The organism is Actinomadura physcomitrii (genome assembly GCF_008923205.2).
GTDB lineage: Bacteria > Actinomycetota > Actinomycetes > Streptosporangiales > Streptosporangiaceae > Spirillospora > Spirillospora physcomitrii.
Genome location: NZ_WBMS02000046.1, coordinates 38,400 through 57,979, shown reverse-complemented (window position 1 = coordinate 57,979; position 19,580 = coordinate 38,400). Strand labels below are relative to the sequence as shown.

At 70.9% G+C, this 19,580-nt stretch carries 22 protein-coding genes; 18 read left to right on the top strand and 4 right to left on the bottom strand.

The features are described 5' to 3' along the window. Positions 1–58 precede the first annotated feature (58 nt). The 3 genes from F8568_RS38520 to F8568_RS38510 all read left to right on the top strand — a co-directional run bounded on the left by F8568_RS38520 (position 59) and on the right by F8568_RS38510 (position 2,093). Positions 59–778, top strand: coding sequence for an SDR family oxidoreductase (locus tag F8568_RS38520; RefSeq protein WP_151598561.1), 720 nt, complete (start codon positions 59–61; stop codon positions 776–778). Positions 779–864: 86 nt separating this feature from the next. Further along, positions 865–1,494, top strand: a complete 630-nt coding sequence (locus tag F8568_RS38515; RefSeq protein ID WP_151598560.1) for a ClpP family protease — start codon at positions 865–867, stop codon at positions 1,492–1,494. Then, complete coding sequence (locus F8568_RS38510; protein WP_151598559.1) at positions 1,491–2,093, top strand: ClpP family protease; 603 nt, start codon at positions 1,491–1,493, stop codon at positions 2,091–2,093. Before F8568_RS38515 ends, F8568_RS38510 begins: the two co-directional genes overlap by 4 nt. A 31-nt stretch (positions 2,094–2,124) precedes the next feature. Here F8568_RS38510 and F8568_RS38505 read toward each other — a convergent pair whose 3' ends face one another. After that, complete coding sequence (locus F8568_RS38505; RefSeq protein ID WP_151598558.1) at positions 2,125–2,505, bottom strand: helix-turn-helix domain-containing protein; 381 nt, start codon at positions 2,503–2,505, stop codon at positions 2,125–2,127. A gap of 169 nt (positions 2,506–2,674) precedes the next feature. Between F8568_RS38505 and F8568_RS38500 the strand changes: the two genes are divergently transcribed. The 9 genes from F8568_RS38500 to F8568_RS38465 all read left to right on the top strand — a co-directional run bounded on the left by F8568_RS38500 (position 2,675) and on the right by F8568_RS38465 (position 8,570). After that, positions 2,675–3,634, top strand: a complete 960-nt coding sequence (locus F8568_RS38500; protein ID WP_151598557.1) for an ABC-three component system protein — start codon at positions 2,675–2,677, stop codon at positions 3,632–3,634. Next, a complete protein-coding gene (locus F8568_RS38495) occupies positions 3,631–3,897 on the top strand; it encodes an ABC-three component system middle component 6 (protein ID WP_151598556.1) in 267 nt (88 codons plus the stop codon). Before F8568_RS38500 ends, F8568_RS38495 begins: the two co-directional genes overlap by 4 nt. A gap of 49 nt (positions 3,898–3,946) precedes the next feature. After that, positions 3,947–5,023 carry a hypothetical protein gene (locus tag F8568_RS49020; RefSeq protein ID WP_236009906.1) on the top strand — a complete coding sequence of 359 codons (1,077 nt, stop codon included), beginning with the start codon at positions 3,947–3,949 and terminating at the stop codon, positions 5,021–5,023. Then, positions 4,990–5,631 (top strand): DUF2326 domain-containing protein, encoded by a 642-nt coding sequence (locus tag F8568_RS49015; RefSeq protein WP_236009905.1) that lies wholly within the window; start codon positions 4,990–4,992, stop codon positions 5,629–5,631. The genes F8568_RS49020 and F8568_RS49015 overlap by 34 nt, the downstream gene beginning before the upstream one ends. A 141-nt stretch (positions 5,632–5,772) precedes the next feature. Continuing rightward, positions 5,773–7,014 (top strand): AAA family ATPase, encoded by a 1,242-nt coding sequence (locus tag F8568_RS38485; RefSeq protein ID WP_151598555.1) that lies wholly within the window; start codon positions 5,773–5,775, stop codon positions 7,012–7,014. Positions 7,015–7,103: 89 nt separating this feature from the next. Next, a complete protein-coding gene (locus tag F8568_RS38480; protein ID WP_151598554.1) occupies positions 7,104–7,343 on the top strand; it encodes a hypothetical protein in 240 nt (79 codons plus the stop codon). A 15-nt stretch (positions 7,344–7,358) separates the two neighbouring features. After that, positions 7,359–7,574, top strand: coding sequence for a DUF397 domain-containing protein (locus F8568_RS38475; protein WP_151598553.1), 216 nt, complete (start codon positions 7,359–7,361; stop codon positions 7,572–7,574). 282 nt (positions 7,575–7,856) lie between these two features. Further along, the gene (locus tag F8568_RS38470; protein WP_151598552.1) at positions 7,857–8,246 is read left to right on the top strand and encodes a hypothetical protein; all 390 of its coding nucleotides are present in this window, start codon (positions 7,857–7,859) and stop codon (positions 8,244–8,246) included. Positions 8,247–8,408: 162 nt separating this feature from the next. After that, positions 8,409–8,570, top strand: a complete 162-nt coding sequence (locus F8568_RS38465) for a hypothetical protein (RefSeq protein WP_202125826.1) — start codon at positions 8,409–8,411, stop codon at positions 8,568–8,570. A gap of 99 nt (positions 8,571–8,669) precedes the next feature. Here F8568_RS38465 and F8568_RS38460 read toward each other — a convergent pair whose 3' ends face one another. Further along, a complete protein-coding gene (locus F8568_RS38460; RefSeq protein ID WP_151598551.1) occupies positions 8,670–10,082 on the bottom strand; it encodes a glutamate decarboxylase in 1,413 nt (470 codons plus the stop codon). Positions 10,083–10,186: 104 nt separating this feature from the next. Next, positions 10,187–10,852, bottom strand: coding sequence for a TetR family transcriptional regulator (locus tag F8568_RS38455; protein WP_151598550.1), 666 nt, complete (start codon positions 10,850–10,852; stop codon positions 10,187–10,189). Positions 10,853–11,008: 156 nt separating this feature from the next. Here F8568_RS38455 and F8568_RS38450 point away from each other — a divergent pair, with 156 nt between their 5' ends. After that, positions 11,009–12,631, top strand: coding sequence for an MFS transporter (locus F8568_RS38450; RefSeq protein ID WP_151598549.1), 1,623 nt, complete (start codon positions 11,009–11,011; stop codon positions 12,629–12,631). Between the two features lie 214 nt (positions 12,632–12,845). Next, positions 12,846–13,586 carry a rhomboid-like protein gene (locus F8568_RS38445; RefSeq protein WP_151598548.1) on the top strand — a complete coding sequence of 247 codons (741 nt, stop codon included), beginning with the start codon at positions 12,846–12,848 and terminating at the stop codon, positions 13,584–13,586. Positions 13,587–13,613: 27 nt separating this feature from the next. Here the strand turns inward: F8568_RS38445 and F8568_RS38440 are convergent, their stop codons facing one another. Continuing rightward, positions 13,614–14,873, bottom strand: coding sequence for an RNA polymerase sigma factor (locus tag F8568_RS38440; protein ID WP_151598547.1), 1,260 nt, complete (start codon positions 14,871–14,873; stop codon positions 13,614–13,616). A 262-nt stretch (positions 14,874–15,135) separates the two neighbouring features. Between F8568_RS38440 and egtA the strand changes: the two genes are divergently transcribed. From egtA to egtD, 4 genes are read left to right on the top strand one after another with little or no spacing between them, the layout of a single operon-like run. Beyond that, positions 15,136–16,410: an ergothioneine biosynthesis glutamate--cysteine ligase EgtA gene (gene egtA, locus F8568_RS38435; RefSeq protein WP_151598546.1), complete on the top strand. Its 1,275-nt coding sequence runs from the start codon at positions 15,136–15,138 to the stop codon at positions 16,408–16,410. Next, positions 16,398–17,795, top strand: coding sequence for an ergothioneine biosynthesis protein EgtB (gene egtB / locus F8568_RS38430; protein ID WP_151598545.1), 1,398 nt, complete (start codon positions 16,398–16,400; stop codon positions 17,793–17,795). The genes egtA and egtB overlap by 13 nt, the downstream gene beginning before the upstream one ends. Then, positions 17,796–18,530 (top strand): ergothioneine biosynthesis protein EgtC, encoded by a 735-nt coding sequence (egtC, locus tag F8568_RS38425; RefSeq protein ID WP_151598544.1) that lies wholly within the window; start codon positions 17,796–17,798, stop codon positions 18,528–18,530. A 9-nt stretch (positions 18,531–18,539) separates the two neighbouring features. Next, positions 18,540–19,487 (top strand): L-histidine N(alpha)-methyltransferase, encoded by a 948-nt coding sequence (gene egtD, locus F8568_RS38420; RefSeq protein ID WP_151598543.1) that lies wholly within the window; start codon positions 18,540–18,542, stop codon positions 19,485–19,487. Positions 19,488–19,580: the final 93 nt, after the last annotated feature.

Genomic DNA, 19,580 nt, shown 5'->3' with positions numbered 1-19,580 from the left:
TCGCACCCCACCCAGACGGTGTTGGCGGCCGGGCCCGCCCGGCGGCGAGGATCGTGGCATGACCGAAACGAAGACGGCGCTGGTCACCGGCGCGAACAAGGGCATCGGGTACGAGATCGCGGCCGGCCTGGGCGCGCTCGGCTGGAGCGTCGGCGTCGGCTCCCGGGACGCGGGACGCGGGGAGGCGGCCGTCGCGAAGCTGCGCGCCGCCGGCATCGACGCGTTCGGCGTGCCGATCGACGTGACCGACGACGCGAGCGTCACCGCCGCCGCCGGGCTGCTGGAGGAGCGCGGCCTCGACGTGCTCGTCAACAACGCCGCCATCACCGGCGGGATGCCGCAGGAGCCCACGAAGGTGGACCCCGCGACCGTGCGGACGGTCGTGGAGACCAACGTCCTCGGCGTCATCCGCGTCACCAACGCGATGCTGCCGCTGCTGCGCCGCTCGCCGTCCCCCCGGATCGTGAACATGTCCAGCACCGTCGGGTCCCTCACCCGGCAGACCACCCCCGGCGCCGAGACGGGCCCGATCTCCGCCGCCTACGCGGCGTCGAAGACGTTCCTCAACGCCGTCACCATCCAGTACGCCAAGGAGCTGGTCGGCACGGACATCCTGATCAACGCCGGCTGCCCGGGCTTCTGCGCGACCGACCTCAACGGGTTCCGCGGCGTCCGCACCCCCGAGCAGGGCGCGGCCATCGCGATCCACCTCGCGACCCTCCCCGACGGCGGCCCGACCGGCACGTTCCACGACGACGACGGCCCCGTCCCCTGGTAAACCCATGGGGCTGCGCTGCTGAGAGCAGATCCGCCGTGGGCAGCGCGGGCTGTGACCGGCGCCCGCGTTGCCGCAGGCTGAAGGGCATGAGCGAGGAACAGAAGATCCCATTGTTCAACGAGCGCGTGCGCGGCGAGCTGTACGCGCAGCGCGTCCTCGTGCTGGACGGCGTGCTCGACGACGACAACGGCACGCTGCTCGCGACGCAGCTGCTCACCCTGGCGGGCGAGGACCCGTCGTCCGACATCGCGCTGTGGATCCATTCCCCCGGAGGGTCCGTGCCGTCGATGCTCGCGATCCGCGACGTCATGCGGCTCATCCCGTGCGACGTGGCGACGGTCGTGCTCGGCATCGCCTACAGCGCCGGGCAGTTTCTGCTGTCGTCGGGAACCCCGGGCAAGCGCCGCGCGATGCCGCACGCCCGGGTGCTGATGCACCAGGGGTCCGCCGGCATCGGCGGCGCCGCCGTCGACATCGAGCTGCAGGCCAACGATTTGCGCCACACCCGCGACACGGTCCTCGGCCTCATCGCCGAGGACACCGGCCAGCCGATCGAGCGGGTCTTCGAGGACTCCCTGCACGACCGCTGGTACACCGCGCGGGAGGCGCTCGAGTACGGGTTCATCGACACGATCGTCAGCGACTACGACGAGGTCGTGCCGCCCCGCCGCCGGGCCGTCGGGCTCGGCGCCCCGTCCGGAGGAGCCGGCCGATGAGCACCTACACGATCCCGAACGTCATCGCGAAGGACTCGCGCGGTGAACGGATCATGGACGTCTACTCGCACCTGCTCACCGAGCGGATCATCTACCTCGGCACCGCCATCGACGCCGGGGTCGCGAACGCGCTCGTCGCGCAGCTGCTCCACCTGGAGGCCGACAGCCCGGAAGCCGACATCCAGCTGTACATCAACTGCGAGGGCGGAGACCCGAGCGCGATGCTCGCGGTGTACGACACGCTGCGCTACATCCGCCCGCAGGTCGCGACGACGTGCGTGGGACAGGCCGTCGCGGTCGGCGCGGTGCTGCTCGCCGCGGGGTCTCCCGGCAAGCGCGCCGCGCTGCCGCACACCCGCGTCGTCCTGCACCAGCCGATGGGGCAGGGGCGCGGCGCGATCCCGGACCTCATCCTCCAGGCGGACGAGGTCGTCCGCGTCCGCGCGGACATCGAGCAGATCCTCTCCCGGCACACCGGCCAGGAGACCGCGACGCTCCGCGCCGACACCGACCGCGACCGTGTCTTCACCGCCAAGTCGGCGCTGGAGTACGGCCTCATCGACCACGTGATCGAGGAGCGCCAGCCGGAACCCCGCTGAACGCGGCCGCCCCGGGCAGGCGCCGTCCGGGTCAGGCTGCCAGGGCGTAGGCGACCTGGCAGGTCGGCCCGGTCGGCGCGGTCCTGGCCGGCGCGGTCCTGGCCGGCGCGGTCAGCAGGCTCGTCGCGACCGCGAGCGTGAGGTCGGCGAGCGTCACGTCCAGGGCGCCGGCGACCGCGGCGATCATCTCGCTCGACGGCTCCTTGACGCCGCGCTCCATCTCGGACAGGTACTGCGGGGACACCCCGGCGCGGCGCGCGGTCTCCGTCAGGATCTCGCCGCGCTCGACGCGCAGGCGCCGCAGGCACCGGCCGAGCGCGTCGCGCCACAGCGGCTCCGCCTGCGGGGGCGTCGCGTCCGGCTCGTGCGGCGTCTCGTCGGCGGGCATGAGCGGGCGGGTGATCTCGGCCATGCGCTCAAAATAACCCGGCGCCCCCGCCCCGAACCACACGTTCCGCCCACCGCAGAACGCCGCCCGGCCTCGAGACGGGCGAGGCCCGGTGCTGCGGCGCCCTTCCCCGTGGCATCGCGGAATTTGTGATGACTGCTGGAATGACGGCACCCCTCGATAAGGTGTCAGGGTGCAGACGTGCGTGCTCGAGCTATGGGAACGTTCGGTTTTGCGGCACATGCTGGGCGCCAAGCTGTCCGTATTGTCCGGCAATGCGTTCGAGGTCTTCTTTCATGAGGTCATGTCCGCGCGTCATGGCTCCTATGTCGATGTGGCCACCCATGGCGACCTGGGAGACATCGGTGCGGACGGGCTCATGCTCACTGAAAGGCGGCTGTATGCCTGCAACGGCCCCGAGGTGGACATACCCCGGCCTGTCGATGTGAGGAAGAAGGTCAGGGACGACTTCGCCACTGCCATGAAGAAACGCCGTGGTGAGTTCGACACCTTCGTCTTCGTGCACAACAACAGGCGGGGCATGCATCCGGAGGTGGCGGTCGCCCTCGCGGCCCTGCAGAAGGACAATCCCGACCTTGTCTTCGAGAACTTCGGCCACCGCCGCTTCTACGATGAGTTCTGCAGGCTGGAGCGACACCAGATCGAGGACCTGCTCGGCCCGTTCCCCGCGCAGAAGGTCGTCACTGGAGTGGGCCTGAACGACGTGCTCCCGCTGCTGGAGCACCTGGCGAGTGAGCGACGCCCGATGCGGGGACTTCCGGACATCCCCGTTCCCGCCGAACGGAAGCTGGAGTACAACGCCTTCTCGCCCGACCTCGAGGACTCGCTCAGGCAGGCCCTCAAGTACGTCCCCTCCGTGCATACCTACTACGACAACTGCCGGGATCCGGGCGAGCGCGACGAGGTGGCGGCGGCCTTCAAAGACCATTACCTTCTGGTGGCCGAGAAGCACGATTCGCCGGACGACGTCCTGTACGAACTCGAGTGCTACATCCTCGGCAACGAGCGGACCTCCTACCGGAGGACTCTGGACGCCCAGGTCGTCCTGATGTACTTCTTCGAGGAGTGCGACATCGGCCGGCTGCCACCGAACGGCTGGCGACCCGTCCCCGAGCCCAGGAGCGGGGCATGATCGTACCGACCAAGGGAGTCGCTCCTCAGCGGGCGCTCCTCGCCGTGGGCGCGCAGATCGTGCTGGCGACGGGCCGGCAGCCGGTCACGGTGCAGCAGGCGTGGCGCCGGCTGCTGACCTGGCGCGAGGAGAACAGGCACAACGCGCCGCTTCCCTTCTGGTGGTTCGCACTGGCTCTCGATGTTCTCTACGCTCTCGGGCTGGTCGATCTCGACCCGGAGAGCGAACTGCTGTCGTTCAGGAGCAGGAGCGATGCTCCATAGACTCGGATCCGATGACGATCGCTTCAGGACTCTGTCTTTCCGGTCGGGGTTGAACATCGTCGTCGCCGAACGCACCCATCGGTCCACGGACACCGACAGCCGGAACGGCACGGGCAAGACCAGCATGGTCGAGTTGCTGCACTTCCTCCTCGGCGCGACGACGCGGAAGAACTCGGTGTGGGCACACGAAGCCCTGGCCAGGAGCGTCTTCGATCTGGAGATGGACTGGCCGGGCATTCCGGAGGCGCTGCGGGTTCTTCGGCGTTCGGGAAGCGCGAAGGTATTCCTTCAACCGGACGTCACGCGAAAGCGAGGCGGAAGTGAACAGCTCTGGCATGGGCAGCTCGCCGGCGAAGTCTCGCTGACCGAGTGGCAGTGGGCCATTGAGCGCGACCTTTACGGTTTTCCTTCACCGGACTATCCGGCCAGTGGACGGACCATGCTCTCGTTCGCGATGCGCCGGGGCCTCGACGGCCTGCTGAGCCCGACCACGAGCCATGCCAGGCAGTCGGTTCAGGACGCGCAGATCAATCTCTGCCACCTTTTCGGGCTCGACGTCGGGCTCGCCGAGCAGTATCGCGTCCTCGCGACACAGGACTCGACCCGCAAGAAGCTGGTGCAGGCGGCGAAGGATCCCGTCTGGGGCAAGATCGTCGGCCGATCCGCGGAACTGCGCGGTGAGATCGGAGCGGTCGAGCAGCGGGTCCTGGAGCTGCAGCAGCAGGTCAAGGAGTTCCGGGTGCTCCCGGAGCACGAGAACATCCGCGCCGAGGCCGACGCGCTGGACCGGACCATCCGCGATCTGCGCGACCGCGACGCGGTGGACCGGCACAACCTCCAGGACATGCGGCAGGCCGCGATCGATGTCGTGGAGCCGGACGATCGTTATCTGGAACAAGCCTACGCACAGCTCGACTTCCTCATCGGGCACGAGGTGCGCCGCAGGTTCGACGACGTCCGGGCGTTCCACCAGACGGTGGTGCGCAATCGGGAGAAGCAGCTTCGCGAGGAATCGGCTCGGATCGAGGAACGCCTTGCCGAAAGCGCACGGAGCGGGAACGGCTCGCGGAACGGCAGGCGTCCCTGCTGGCCATGCTCAACGAGGGCGGGGCGCTCGACGCTCTGACAGCCCTCCAGCACGTGCTCGCACAGGAGCAGGCGCGCTTGGAGGCGCTGCGGCATCGGTTCGAGGCGGCACAGACCCTTGAGGCGAGCCGCCGCGAGATCGAGGGCAGGCGGATCGAACTCGAGGCGGCGATGGCCGAAGACCTGGAGCAGCGCGACGTGCTCACCTACCAGGCGAACCGGCTCTTCAACGTCTTCGCGCGCCGGCTCTACAGCGACGCGCGCACCCCTTTCCTCTCCTTCAACGCCGATCGGCAGCGCCTCGAGATCGAAGCGCACATCGACACCGACAGCAGTCGCGGCGTCCACAACATGGTCATCTTCTGCTTCGATCTCGCACTCGCCGTGATCGCCCACCGCGCGGGCCGCGGCCCGGACTTCCTGGTCCATGACAGTCATCTGTATGACGGCGTCGACGCGCGCCAGCTCGCAGCGGCTCTCTCGCTGGGAGCGGAGGCGGCTGAAGAGGAAAACCTCCAGTACATCGTCACTCTGAACTCGGATGACCTGGCCAAGGCGGTTGACGAGGGCTTCGACGCCGAGCGGTACGTGCTCGATCCGCGGCTGACCGACCAGCCGGACGGCGGTCTCTTCGGCTTCCGTTTCTGAGCCTTCCGCACGCTGTACCCAGATCCGTCCATGACCGGGCGGTCGTCTATCGTGGCCGGAATCGGTTTGAAGCTCTTTCATGCAGGAATCATGCATGGAGACGGCTACAGTGGATCCAGATCCCGAGTTGAGGGGTTCGTCATGTTGCTGAGGTTCCGCGGAGCGAACCACAGATCGTTCCGTGACGAGTTCGAGCTATGGACGTCGGCGAGCCGGTTCAACGTCGATTCCGGACGTCCGGCGGGGCTGGCGGAAGATCCGGAGGCCGCCTACCTGCCGGCTGTGGTGATCTATGGCGCCAACGCCTCCGGCAAGTCCAACGTGCTGTCCGCCATGCGCTGGATGCGGAGGGCCGTGGTCAGCTCGGTGACCGAATGGTCGGCTCTGGACCGGATCCCGCGCGAGCCCTTCGAGCTCGATCCGGAGGGCGAGGACGAGACATCGCTCTACGAGGTCGGCATCGTCATCGACGGAGATCGCTACGTTTACGGATTCGAGGTGTCCGACGAACGGGTCGAATCCGAGTGGCTGCACGTCCATCCACGAGGGCAGGCGCGCCGCCAGGTGTGGTTCGAACGGGACGCCGACGATCCAGAGCCGTTCAAGTTCCCTGGTGAGGGCCTCAAGGGTGACAAGGAGAGCCTGGTACCGCGCACGCGGCCGAACGCGCTCTTTCTCACGGTGGCCGCCGCCTTCAACCATCCGCACCTGGGGCCGATTCACGAGTGGTTCAAGAGGAACCTGTGGTTCATCGGTGACGAAGGCGAAAGCACCCGCGGCGGTTTCACCGGTGAGAAGCTGAAGGATCCGGCGATCGAGAAGCGGGTGCGGGATCTGCTGGAGGTCGCCGACCTGGGCGTGGACGGGGTGAGTCTGGAACCCGGCGAGAAGGGGCTGCGCGTCCGGCTCTCGCATCGGGGGAGGAGCGGCAGCGTTCCGCTCGCCTATTCGCTCGAGTCGAAGGGCACCCGGTCCTGGTTCGCTTTCCTGGGCCCCATGCTCGAGGCACTCGATACCGGTGCCGTGCTTCTCGTCGACGAGCTTTACGCCAGTCTTCACCCCCTGGTCGCCGCCGAGGTGCTCAGGATCTTCAGGGATCCGGTCGCCAATCCCAAGAACGCACAACTGGTGTGCACCAGCCATGACGTGACACTCCTCGGGAACCTGCACACGTTCCCGCCGCTGGAGCGGGACCAGATACGAATCGTGGTCAAGAGCCGTATCGGTGAATCCGAGCTCTACCCGCTCACCGATGCCCGGCCTCGCAAGAACGAGGCCCTCGACAAGCGATACCTGGCCGGCGCCTACGGGGGGATTCCCCGCCTTACCGAAGGAGAGGCGGCCGAGGCCCTTGGCTCGGAGAACGCCGAGGCCTGTGCATGACCTCAAGGAAGCGAAAGCGCAAGAGGGGAATTCCCGGAGGCGACTCGGCTTCTTCTCCGGCGATGCCGGGGAGGGACCAGAGACGCGTCGTGATGACGGTGATCTGCGAAGGGAAGACCGAGCGCAGCTACCTCAAGCGGGCCAACGGCGAGGCGGGCCAGGAGAGCCGCTTCGTCATCCATCTGGAGCCGCACAGCCAGCCGGACAAGGGGTTCAAGCCGAGCGACGCGGTCGAACGTGCCCGGGAGGTCCAGCGGCGAATCGCCGACGACTCCGCGCTGAGCCCTGAGGACTCGCTGACTATGCTCGACCGGCTGGCAGGACGATGACCGCAAGGAGGGCCAGTGTTCGACGTGGATCCCACTAGGGCCGACTTCCGCAAGAGCAGCTACAGCGAAGGTGGCAACGGGTGTGTAGAAGCTGCTGGCCTTGGGATGTTCCGACTTCTCCGGGACTCTAAGAACCCGAACGGAGGCTTCCTGAGTCTCAGGCGGGGCGAGTGGGTTGCCTTGGTGACGGAGATCAAGCAGGGGAAATACGACCTCGACGAAGCGCTCTGAGCCGAGCACCGCGCGAACGCACGGCCTGCTTTCGTTCAGGGCACGGCGAGGAGTCCCAGGAGTTTCACCGAAGCACGTGAGACTTGATCTTGTTGCTTCCCGCGGGCCGGCCGGGGGTGGCGGCCGCGTCGTCCTGTCCGCGCAGGGGAGGCGCCCAAATGCTCTGTGCACACGTCGAAGGCGTGCCGTGTCGCCTAGTCTGTCCCAGGTGCACCAGCCCCCTATGCGCAGTAACCGCCGATTCCTCCCCTGGCGCCGCCTCCTGGCCAGAAGAAGCCGCTTTTGGTCGCCCTGCTCGTCCTTGCGGCCTGCCTCGCTGTGAGCGTTGTGGGCGTCGGCGGATACCTGGTTTTCCGGGCCATCGACAAGCCCGCGAACAATGGCCTGATCGCTGCTGTCCTGGATCCGAGCGACTCGCCGGAGACGAAGGACGAGATCCAGCGGCGCATCGTGTCGATGCCGCAGATCGCAGTCGACTACGAGGCTTCGCCCGAGGAACTGCCTGAGTGGTTCAAGGGCCGGCACCCGTGGGGCGACATGCACCCTGCGGCCCATCTGGTGAAGCTGCGGTCGGGCGCCGACCGCGACACCGTCAAGGCGCACCTTCGTAACCTGGCGGGGGTCTACATGGTCACGGACGTGCCCGACACCGGCCGAACCATCGGCGTGTGAAGCACTGGCCGCACGCGGGTCGTTGGAGTCGGGCTTCCACGGTTACGGCCAGGACGGTGTCTTCGGGGTGGAAGCGGACGGCGGGCCGGTAGCGGCGGCGTGGTTCTCGGTGGTCATCGGGCCGAACGGTGGGCCGGGAGGCCGAATATAAGGCGGGTGCTGATGAAGCACGATCCAGGCGCCCGCGGGCTGCTGCTCGCCATGCCCGAGGTCTTCCCATGGGTGCGGCACCTCAGCACCGAGGAAGTCCGGGCCTTCACCGTGGAACTGGTCGAAGCCCTGTCGGACCCCGGCGGAGTTGGAGGTCGACGCGCCCGTCCATGAGGTGATCATCGGATGGCGCGCAACGGCACGCATCAAGGCCGATCCTCAGCAGCGCGAGGATGCGGTCAAGTGGCGGAGTTGCTCGTCGGCTGGGGAGGGTCAGGTGCGGCCCGGGGTGCGGGGGTTCTTGGTCTCCGCGCCGTGCGCGAAGCCGCCGGCGTCGTCGGCGGTGCGGACCGGGGACGGCTGGGCGGACAGCCGGGGCAGGACGCGGCGCAGGTCGTCCAGCAGCAGGTCGGCGAGGTCGTGGCTGAAGCCGTTGCGGACGACCACGCGCAGCACGGCGAGGTCCTCGCGGTTCTTCGGGAAGGTGTAGGCGGGGACGAGCCAGCCGTGCTCGCGGAGCGCGGCGGAGACGTCGAAGACGTTGAACCCGGCGCCGTCGCGGGCGCGGAACGCGAAGACCGGGATGTCGGAGCCGTCGGTGAGCGGCTCGAACGGGCCGAGCTTGGCGATCTCGGCGGACAGCCGGGTCGCGACGTCGCGGCAGGTCTGCTGGACGCGCCGGTAGCCCTCGAAGCCGAGCCGCAGGAAGTTGTAGTACTGCGCGACGACCTGCGCGCCGGGGCGGGAGAAGTTCAGCGCGAAGGTCGGCATGTCGCCGCCGAGGTAGTTGACGTGGAAGACCAGGTCGTCCGGCAGGGCGTCCTGGTCGCGCCACAGCGCCCAGCCGACGCCCGGCATGACCAGTCCGTACTTGTGCCCGGAGGTGTTGATCGACGCGACGCGGGGCAGCCGGAAGTCCCACGGCAGGTCCGGGTCGAGGAACGGGGCGATCATCGCGCCGGACGCGCCGTCCACGTGGACGGGGACGTCCAGGCCGGTGCGCCGCTGGAGGTCGTCGAGCGCGGCGCAGATGCCGGCGACGGGCTCGTAGCTGCCGTCGAAGGTCGAGCCGAGGACGGCGACGACGCCGATGGTGTTCTCGTCGCACAGGGCGACGGCCTCGGCGGCGCCGAGGTGGTAGCGGTCGCCCTCCATCGGCACGTAGCGGGGCTCGACCTCGAAGTAGTCGGCGAACTTCTCCCAGCAGATCTGGACGTTGACGCCCATCACGATGTTGGGCCGGCCCTTCAGCCCCCTCTTCTGCCAGCGGCGCTTCAGGGCGAGGCCGCCGAGCATGGCCGCCTCGCTGGACCCGGTCGTGGAGCAGCCGACGGTGCGCCGCGGGTCGGGGGCGTTCCACAGGCGGGCGAGCATGTGGACGCAGCGCATCTCCAGCTCCGCGGTCTGCGGGTACTCGTCCTTGTCGATCATGTTCTTCTCGGCGCACTCGGCCATCAGCCGCAGCGCCTCGGGCTCGGCCCAGGTGGACACGAACGTGGCGAGGTTCAGCCGGGCGTTGCCGTCCAGCATCAGCTCGTCGTGGACGAGCTGGTAGGCGGTGCCGGGCTCCATCTCGCCGCGCGGCAGCGCGTACCGGGGCACCTCGACGGGCTCCCGGCTGAAGATGGGGTTGACCTGCAGGTCCCGCTCGCCGCGGCCGTCGTGCCGGGGATGCTTCAGCGCCATGGTCGCGTCCTCTCCGAGGGGCCGTGCGGGGCCGTCCTCGGGAGGCGGTACCCCGCCCGCCCGGGGACCACACCGGGGCGGGCGCGGGCGCGCCGGAGGCGTTCCTAGGAGTTGAGGCCCTGTTCGAGGATGGCGAAGGCCTGGTCGATGGTCTCCGACAGCGAGCCGAAGGAGCCCTCGTGCCGGCGGGCGACGTCGGCGGCGGCCTGGAACCCGCAGGTGGCGGCGGAGGCGATCACGTGCGGGCGCAGGTCGGTGGCGGGGTCCAGGCCCATCCGCTCGGCGATGATCTCGGTGAGCAGCTGCTGCTTCTTCTGCGCGTGCTCCAGGCTGCTCGCCAGCAGCGCTGGGCTGTCGCTCATCATGCTGAACATGCACTGGAAGCGCTCGGGGTCGAAGCCCAGCTCGCCGCGCTCGCAGGCGCCGGCGATCTCCACCACGGTGCGCCGCAGCGCGGTCATGATCGGCTCGTCCGGGGGGCGGTCGGCCAGCGCCTGCATGACGGCGCGGGTCTGCTCCTCCTGGAAGGTGAGCGCGACGTCCTCTTTCGAGGCGAAGTAGCGGAAGAACGTGCGGGACGAGACGTCCACGGCGTCGGCGATCTCCTCGACGGTGGTCGCGTCGAACCCCTTCTCGGCGAAGAGGGTGAACGCGGCGTCGACGAGCGCCTCACGGGTGCGCTGCTTCTTGCGTTCGCGCCGGCCCGGGGGCTGGGAACCGGGGCCCGCGGGCGGGGTGCCCTGGCGGGTCTCGGGGGCGGTCGCGGTCATGTGCGAAGTGTAACGACGCGCGGACCCGTCGCCAAGTGACGGCGGGTGACGGTTGTTGTGATCTGAATCATGTCCTTAAGTGACGCGAGGCATTTGACGACAAGTGTCAGCACATGACAGTTTGGGGTCTTCAACATCGCAACGGAGGCTCCGCCCATGTCCCAGACCCGAGGCGCCGAGGTGCTCGACCCCGGCGCGTCCCGCCCGTCCCGGCCGCGCGACCAGGCGCGCGGCCGACCGGCCCGCCGCGGCCACGGGCATCCCTGGCTCACCCTCGTCGCCGTCGCTCTCGGCGTGATGATGGTCGGCCTGGACGCCACCGTCGTCTCCATCGCCAACCCGGCGATCGCCAAGGACCTCGGCGCGTCCCTGTCCGGCCTGCAGTGGGTCACCAACGCCTACCTGCTGGCCCTCGCCGTCACGCTGATCCCGGCGGGCAAGATCGCCGACCGGTTCGGCCGCAAGCGCACCTTCCTCGCCGGCGTGGTCGGCTTCGCCGTCGCCTCGCTCGCCATCGGGCTGTCCGGCGGCCTCGGCATGGTGATCTTCTGGCGGGTCGTGCAGGGCTTCGCGGGAGCGCTCCTGCAGCCCGCGAGCCTCGCCATCCTGCGCAACACCTTCCCCGCCGACAAGCTCAACGCCGCCATCGGCATCTGGGGCTCCACCGTCGGCATCTCCATCGCGGGCGGCCCGATCGTGGCCGGCCTGCTGGTCGAGAACGTCAACTGGGAGTCGGTGTTCTTCCTCAACGCCCCGCTCGGCCTCGTCGCGCTGCTCGTCGGTCTGTGGGTGATCCGCGAGTCCAAGGACGAGGAAGCCGCGGGCTCGTTCGACCTGCCCGGCGTCGCGCTGCTGACCGGCGCGCTGTTCGCGCTGGTCTGGGGCCTGATCAAGGCCGGCGAGCACGGGTTCGGGCATACCACCCCGCTGGTGTCGTTCGCCGCCGCGGCCGTGCTGTTCGCCGCGTTCGTGTGGAACGAGCTGCGCGCCGAGCACCCGCTGCTGCCGCTGTCGCTGTTCCGCTCGGCGTCGCTGTCGGCGGCGACCGGGCTGATCGTCCTCGGCTTCTTCGCGATGTTCGGGACGATCTTCTTCATCACCCTCTACCTGCAGCAGGTGCACGGGATGAGCCCGGTGGACGCGGGCGTGCGGATGCTGCCGATGACCGGCATCTTCATCGTCGCCTCGCCGGTCGCGGGCGCGCTCACCAGCCGGTTCGGCCCGCGGGTGCCGCTCGTGCTCGGCATGGCGTTCACCGCGGTCGCCATGTTCGGCCTGTCGCGCATCGGGGTGGACGCCCCGTACGTGCAGCTGTGGCCGTGGTTCGTGCTCGTCGGCCTGGCGTTCGGCATGGTCATCGTCGCCGGCACCGAGGCCATCGTCGGGAACGCGCCGGCGCACCTCGCCGGCGTCGCGGGCGGACTCCAGCAGACCGCGTCGCAGCTCGGCGGGGTGCTCGGCACCTCCGTGCTCGGGGTGCTGCTGTCGACGAAGGTCGGCGACGTGCTGTTCGGCCGGCTCACCGAGTCTGGCGTGCCCGCGGGGGCGGCGCACCGGCTGTCCGGGACCGGCGGGCTGGTCGCGCAGGGCGTCGCGCCCGTCCCGCCCGGCACGCCGGCGCCCGCCGCGAAGGCCATCACCGACGGCAGCCACCTGGCGTTCATGGACGGCTTCCAGACCTCGCTGACGGTCGCCGGCGCGGTCGCCGTCGTCGCGGTGCTCGCGGCGCTGCTCGTCCGCCGCGGCAACACGCCGGTGGACGCCGCCGCCGCCGTCTGACCCGCACGTATGACGCGCGGTGCGCCGTCCCACCCGCCGCTGAGGGACGGCGCACCGCGTGCCCGTGTCGCGGCACCGGGCCGGGGCGTCGAACCCGGCGTCCGCGGCGGCCGTACCGCGTGGGCAGGGAGGCACCTTGGAGAAGCCGTCGTTTTCCTGTGAGTATCGGGGGTATCGAGCTCCGGAAACCGCTGGAGTACCTAGGCTTGCCGGGATGACCGGGATGATGGGCGGGTTTATCAGGCGGTACCCGATGCCGCTGACGTTCCTGGGCCTGTTCGCGGCCATGTGGCTGGTGCAGGCCGTCCTGCTGCCGCCGGCGGCGCAGCGCGCCGTCATCGCGTGGACCAGCACCAACCTCGCGAACCTCGCGGTCGACCCGGTCGGCACGATGGTCGCCTCGGCGTTCGTCGCCGAGGGATCGCAGGGGGCGCTGCTGGTCGTCGCGGTGCTCGGGCTGTTCCCCATGGTGCGGCGGTTCGGCAACGCCCGCGCCGTCCTGCTGGTCGCGGTCTCGCACGTCGTCGGCACGCTGATCAGCCAGGGCATCGCGTTCGTGCGGCTGCAGGCCGGCCTGCTGTCGGACTCCGTCCGGACGATCTCCGATGTCGGCCCGTCCTACGTGCTGTGCGCGGCGCTCGTCGCCGCGATCCTGTACGGGCACGGCCTGATCCGCCGGCTGCTCGCGTTCGCCGCCTGGGCGGCGCTGCTGCCCTTCCTGTTCGACGGCCTGTTCTCGCTGGAGGTCGCGGCCGTCGGGCACCTGGTGGCGATGCTCAGCGGCGCGCTGGTCGGCGGCGTGCTGCTGCTGCACGAGCGCCGCCGCGTTTCCGGCGTCCCGTCCGCCGCCAGGCCCGTCGCCGACGCCATCGAGGCCGCCGAGGCCAAGGCGGCGCACGCCGTGCGGGAAGTGCAGGACTCCCTCAAACCCGGCCCCGCCCCCTCCGAGGCCTGACGCCCCGGCGCCGTCCGGGGCCGGGGGTCAGCTCTGGCCGGGGTCGGGCGTGGGGTTGGACGTGGGGCTCGGGCTCGGCGTGCCGGTCGCGGGCGGGTCGGACGGGGTGTCCGGCGGCGTCGTGGGGTCGCTCGAGCCGTCGTCCGGCGGGGTGGTCGGGTCGGGGCTGCCGGTGTCCGGGGGAGTGGTCGGCGTGCCGGAGTCGGGCGGCGTCGTCGGGGACGAGTCGCCGGGGTCGCTCGGCGTGCCGCTGCCCGGTTCGTCGCCGTTCGACGGTGACGAACCGACGGGCGAGTCCGCCGGGGCGCCCGGGGTGCTCGGCGAGCCCGGCGCGGTGCGCTGTGCCGGGGCGCCGCCGCCGGCGGGCGTCGGCGTCCCGTCGAACGCGCCGGTCACCGGGTTCCCGGACGGGTCGGCCTTGTCGCCGGTCGCCCGCTCGGAGCCGGTGAGGCCGGGCGGCGGGGTATCGGTCACCTTGGTCGTCTTCGCGGACGCGGGGTCGGTGCGGCCGCTGCCCGCGGTGGGAACCAGGGACGCGGCGCCGCCGCCCTTCGCGGAGGGCCAGGACGCCAGCAGGCCGATGACGGCGGCGGCGGACGCGGCGACGCCCGCGACGGCGCCGAGGCCCTTGGACCACGCGCCGCGCCTGTCCCGCGGCTTGCGGCCGGCGTCGCCGATGACGACGAGCGGGCTCGGGGCGGCGACGCTCGGCAGCGGCCGGTCGGCCTCCGCCTCGCACGCGGCGAGGACCTGGTCGCGCAGCCAGCCGGGCGCCCGAGCCGGGGCGCGCTTGGCCAGCAGTTGCGGCAGTTTCCCCTTCTCGAACGCGGAGATCAGCTCCAGCTGCGGCCCGGCGGTGCCGCGCATCAGCGTGTCGAGGACGGCGCGCTCCAGCCGGGACCGGGCGGCGTTCAGCAGCTGCACGACGGTGTCGGGCGCGAGGCCGAGGACGCGGGCGATGTCGCGGGTCTCCAGCCACTCGCCGGCCCACAGCAGCAGGACCTCGCGCTGGTCGGCGCGCAGGGAGCCCGCGGCGCGCAGCAGCGGGTCGGGGTCGGCGAACGGCAGGCCGCCGGGCAGGGTGCCGAAGGCGCCGCGCTCGGCGCAGGCGGTGCGGGACAGCGAGTAGAGCCAGAGCACGCTGTCGCCCCGCGGCGGCTGGTGCACCGCCGCGGCGAAGGTGTCCCCGACCGCCGCCGCCGCGAGCTGGTCGCCGACGAGCGACCAGCAGTAGGCGTACAGGCGGGCGGCGTGCGCGTCGTACAGCGAACCCAGGTCGCCGCGCATGTGACCTCCCCGTCGTCTCCGCTGCCGGCACCGGCGGCACGAAACCGTGCATACCGGTCGGTAGCGGGACTCTAGCGCCTCGAGTCAACCGGTGAGAAGTCTGGATGTGAACATCGTGTCGAATAGTACGGAAAGTAATCGTTTCGGCGGCAGACGGTCATGTTCATCCAGATTTAAGGAAGTTCCCGAAAATCGGCGGATTCCTGATCCGGTTCAGCAGGGAAGACTTCGAACTCGTTATCGAGTGATTTCGGGAGGTCGCGTGCCACGGCTCACCGAGGACGGCGTCTACCAGCACATTTACGGCGTCTGCTTCAAGACCGGCCCGCCCGGGACGGTCGGCGCGGAGACGGAGTGGTTCGTCGTCGACGCCGCCGACCAGGCGGCCCACGTGCCCGCGCGGCGGGTGCGGATGCTCGTCGACGAGGCCGGGCCGCCGCCCGGCGGAAGCGCCGTCACCTACGAACCCGGGGGGCAGCTCGAACTGAGCTCCGCGCCGTTCTCCCGCGTTTCCGACCTGCATTCGGCGCTCGCCGGGGACATCGCGCACGTCCGAGACGCGCTCGCGCCGGCCGGCCTGGACCTCGTCGGCCACGGCGTCGACCCGGTCCGGCGTCCCCGGTTCCAGGCAGAGCACCCCCGCTACGGGTGCATGCGCGACTACTTCAGCGCCGGCGGGTTCGCGGACGCGGGCCTCGCGATGATGTGCTCGACCGCGTCCGTCCAGGTCAGCCTGGACATCGGCGCCGACCGCGCCGACGCGGCCCGCCGCTGGCGGCTCACGCACGCGCTCGGGCCGCTGCTCATCGCCGCGTTCGCCAACTCGCCGGTGAAGGCGGGGCGCCGCACCGGGCTGCGCTCGTCCCGGCAGGCCATCTGGACCGAGCTGGACCCGTGCCGCACCCTGCCCGTGCTGCGCGACGGCGCGGACGGCGACCCCGCCGAGGCGTGGACGCGGTACGCGCTGGACGCGCAGGTGATGCTGGTCAAGACCGCGTCGGGGGAGTGGGTGTCCGACCCCGGCATGTCCTTCAAGGAGTGGCTGGACAAGGGCGAGCCGGGCCCGGAGGACCTGGACTACCACCTGTCCACGCTGTTCCCGCCGGTCCGCCCGCGCGGCTGGCTGGAACTGCGGATGATCGACGCGCTGCCGGCCCGGTACTGGCCGGTGCCCGTCGCGGTCGCCGCCGCGCTGCTGGACGACCCGGCCGCGTCCCGCGCCGCCGAGGAGGCCGCCGAGCCCGTCGCGCGGCTGTGGGCGGAGGCGGCCCGCTTCGGCCTCGCCGACCCCGCGCTCGCCGCCGCCGCGCGCACCTGCTTCGCCGCGGCGCTGGACGCGCTGCCCCGGATGGGCGCGGCCGGTCTCGTCCCGCTGGTGGAGGAGTACGCGCGCCGGTACGTCGAGCGCGGGCGCACCCCCGCCGACGACGGCCCGGCCCGCAACGGCTTCGCCCACGCGGGTTCGGGCGATGACGCCCACCGGCCCCACGATGCTTCCACCACGACGTCCGAGGAGGACCCGACATGGCACCGCTGAACTCCCCGGGCCCCATCGCCGAGCACGACGAGGACGCGCTGAAGGACCTGATCGCCGACGAGCTCGGCGGGGTGCGCGCCCGCAGTCTCGGCCTCACCACCGACGTCCTCGACGGGGACGACCTCACCTCGCAGGTGTCGCCGCTGATGTCCCCGCTGGTCTGGGATCTGGCGCACGTCGGCAACTACGAGGAGCTGTGGCTGCTGCGGGCCGCCGCGGGCGCCGACCCGATGCGCCCGGAGATCGACGGCCTGTACGACGCGTTCGAGCACCCGCGCGCCGAGCGGCCGGCGCTGCCGCTGCTGCCGCCGGACGAGGCGCGCGCCTACATCGGCACGGTGCGCGCCAAGGTGCTCGACGCGCTGCCGTCCGTGCGGTTCGACACCGCGGACCCGCTGACGTCCGGCGGATTCGTGTACGGGATGGTCGTCCAGCACGAGCACATGCACGACGAGACGATGCTGGCGACGCACCAGCTCCGCAAGGGCGCCCCCGCACTGCTCGACCCCGTGGCGGAGACTTTGCAGAAGCCCGCCGCCGCTTCCGGGGCCGATGAGGTGCTGATCCCGGCCGGTCCGTTCGAGATGGGCACGTCGGACGACCCGTGGGCCTACGACAACGAGCGTCCCGGCCACATGGTCGACCTGCCCGCCTACTACATCGACGTGGACCCCGTCACCAACGCCGCCTATCTCGCCTTCATGGAGGCGGGCGGATACGACGACCCGCGCTGGTGGACGCCCGCGGGCTGGGAATGGCGCAACACCACCGGCAAGCGCGCCCCCGCGTTCTGGACGAAGGAGGGAGGGCAGTGGCTGCGGCGCCGGTTCGGGCGCACCGAGCCCGTTCCGCCGCGCGAACCCGTCCAGCACGTCTGCTGGTACGAGGCGGACGCCTACGCGCGGTGGGCCGGCAAGCGTCTGCCCACTGAGGCCGAGTGGGAGAAGGCCGCGCGCTGGGACCCCGCCGTACAGCGGTCCCGGAAGTTCCCCTGGGGCGAGGTGTACGAGGAGGGCCGCGCCAACCTCGGGCAGCGGCTGCTGCGCCCGTCCGGAGCCGGCTCCTACGCGTCCGGTGCGTCGGCCTACGGCGTCCGTCAACTCATCGGCGACGTATGGGAGTGGACGTCGTCGGACTTCCACGGTTACCCGGGGTTCCGCTCGTTCCCCTACAAGGAGTACTCCGAGGTGTTCTTCGGCCCTGACTACAAGGTCCTGCGGGGCGGTTCGTGGGCGACGCATCCGCTCGCCATACGCGGCTCGTTCCGCAACTGGGACTACCCGATCCGGCGGCAGATCTTCTCTGGATTCCGCTGCGCGCGTTCCGCGGTTGCCGGGGGGCGTGGGGGGTCGTCCCCCCACAAGGCACAGGCGGGTGAGGTCTGAGTGTGCCGTCATCTGGGTTACCTCGGTCCGGAGCGGACGCTGCACTCGCTCATCTACGAAGGGGAGCACTCCCTAGAGCACCAGGCGTACGCGCCGCGCATGACGCAGGGAAACCTGCTGAACGCCGACGGGTACGGCGCCGGCTGGTACCAGGACGGCGCGCCGGTCCGGTTCAGGCGCTCCCAGCCGCTCTGGACCGACCAGTCGTTCCGCGAGATCGCGGGCGCCGTCCGCGCGTCATGCGCCGTCGCCGCGATCCGCTCGGCGACCGTCGGGTTTCCCGTGGACGAGTCGTGCGCGCAGCCGTTCCGCGAGGGCACGTGGCTGTTCAGCCACAACGGCAAGGTCGAGGGGTTCGCGGGCGTCGAGGCCAAGCTCCGCGACCTCGCCGGCGACCTCGCCGGGGTGCCGGACGCCCGCGCGCCGCTCGACTCGGCGCCGCTGTTCGCGCTCGCCGTCCGGCACTGGCGCGGCGGCGCGTCCCTCGGCGACGGCCTCGCCGCCGTCGTCGAGGCCGTCACCGGCCTCACCGGCGGCCGCTACAACCTGCTCGCCTCCGACGGGACGGCCCTCGCCGCCACCACCTGGGGCGACTCCCTGTTCGTCCGCGAGGACGCGGACGCGATCCGGATCGTCTCCGAACCGCTGGACGACCGGCCCGGCTGGCGGCCCGTCCCGGACCGCTCGCTCGTCACCGCCGGACCCGCGTCCGGCGTCCGCATAGACCCTTTGTAGGAGGACCACGTGGACCGGTTCCTGACCGCCGACGACCTCGCCAAGACGCTCCGCCGGGACGTCCGCGAGGGGCTCGCCGGCACGCCGAAGACCCTGCCGCCCAAGTGGTTCTACGACGAGCGCGGCAGCGCGCTCTTCGAGGAGATCACCAAGCTGGAGGAGTACTACCCGACCCGCCGCGAGCGCGAGATCCTCACCGCCCGCGCCCCCGAGATCGCCGCGGTCACCGGCGCCCGCACGCTGCTGGAGCTGGGCGCCGGGTCGGGAGAGAAGACCCGGCTGCTGCTCGGCGCCCTCGCCGGGACGCTGCGCGCCTACGTCCCGGTGGACGTCAGCGGCGACTTCCTGGAGGAGGCCGCCGCCGGGATCGCCGCCGACCATCCCGGCCTGACCATCCGGACCGTCGTCGCCGACTACGAGCAGCACCTGCACCTGCTGCCCGCCGGGGAGCGCAGGCTGATCGCCTTCCTCGGCGGGACGATCGGCAACATGCCGCCCGCCGCCCGCATCGGCTTCCTCGGCGGGCTGCGCGCCACCATGGACGACGGCGACTTCCTGCTGCTCGGCGCCGACCTCGTCAAGGACCCCGGACGCCTCGTCCGCGCCTACGACGACGCGGCCGGCGTCACCGCCGAGTTCAACAAGAACGTGCTGTCCGTCATCAACCGGGAGCTGGACGCCGACTTCGACCCGGACGCCTTCGAGCACGTCGCCGTCTGGGACGGCGCGGAGGAGTGGATCGAGATGCGGCTGCGCTCGACCCGCGACCAGGACGTCCGCGTCGGCGGCCTCGACCTGGACGTCCGCTTCGCGGCGGCCGAGGAGATGCGCACCGAGATCTCCGCCAAGTTCCGCCGCGAGCGCCTGGAGTCCGAACTGCGTGCCGCCGGCCTGGAACTCGCCGAGTTCTGGACCGACGAGGCCGGCGACTTCTCCCTCACCCTCGCCCGCCCCTGACCCTCCGTTCACTTGTGGCGGGGGGGGGGGTTGGGGGGGGGGGGAAACCACAAAACCCCCCAAAAAACCAGAAGATAGGGGGGGGGGGGGGGG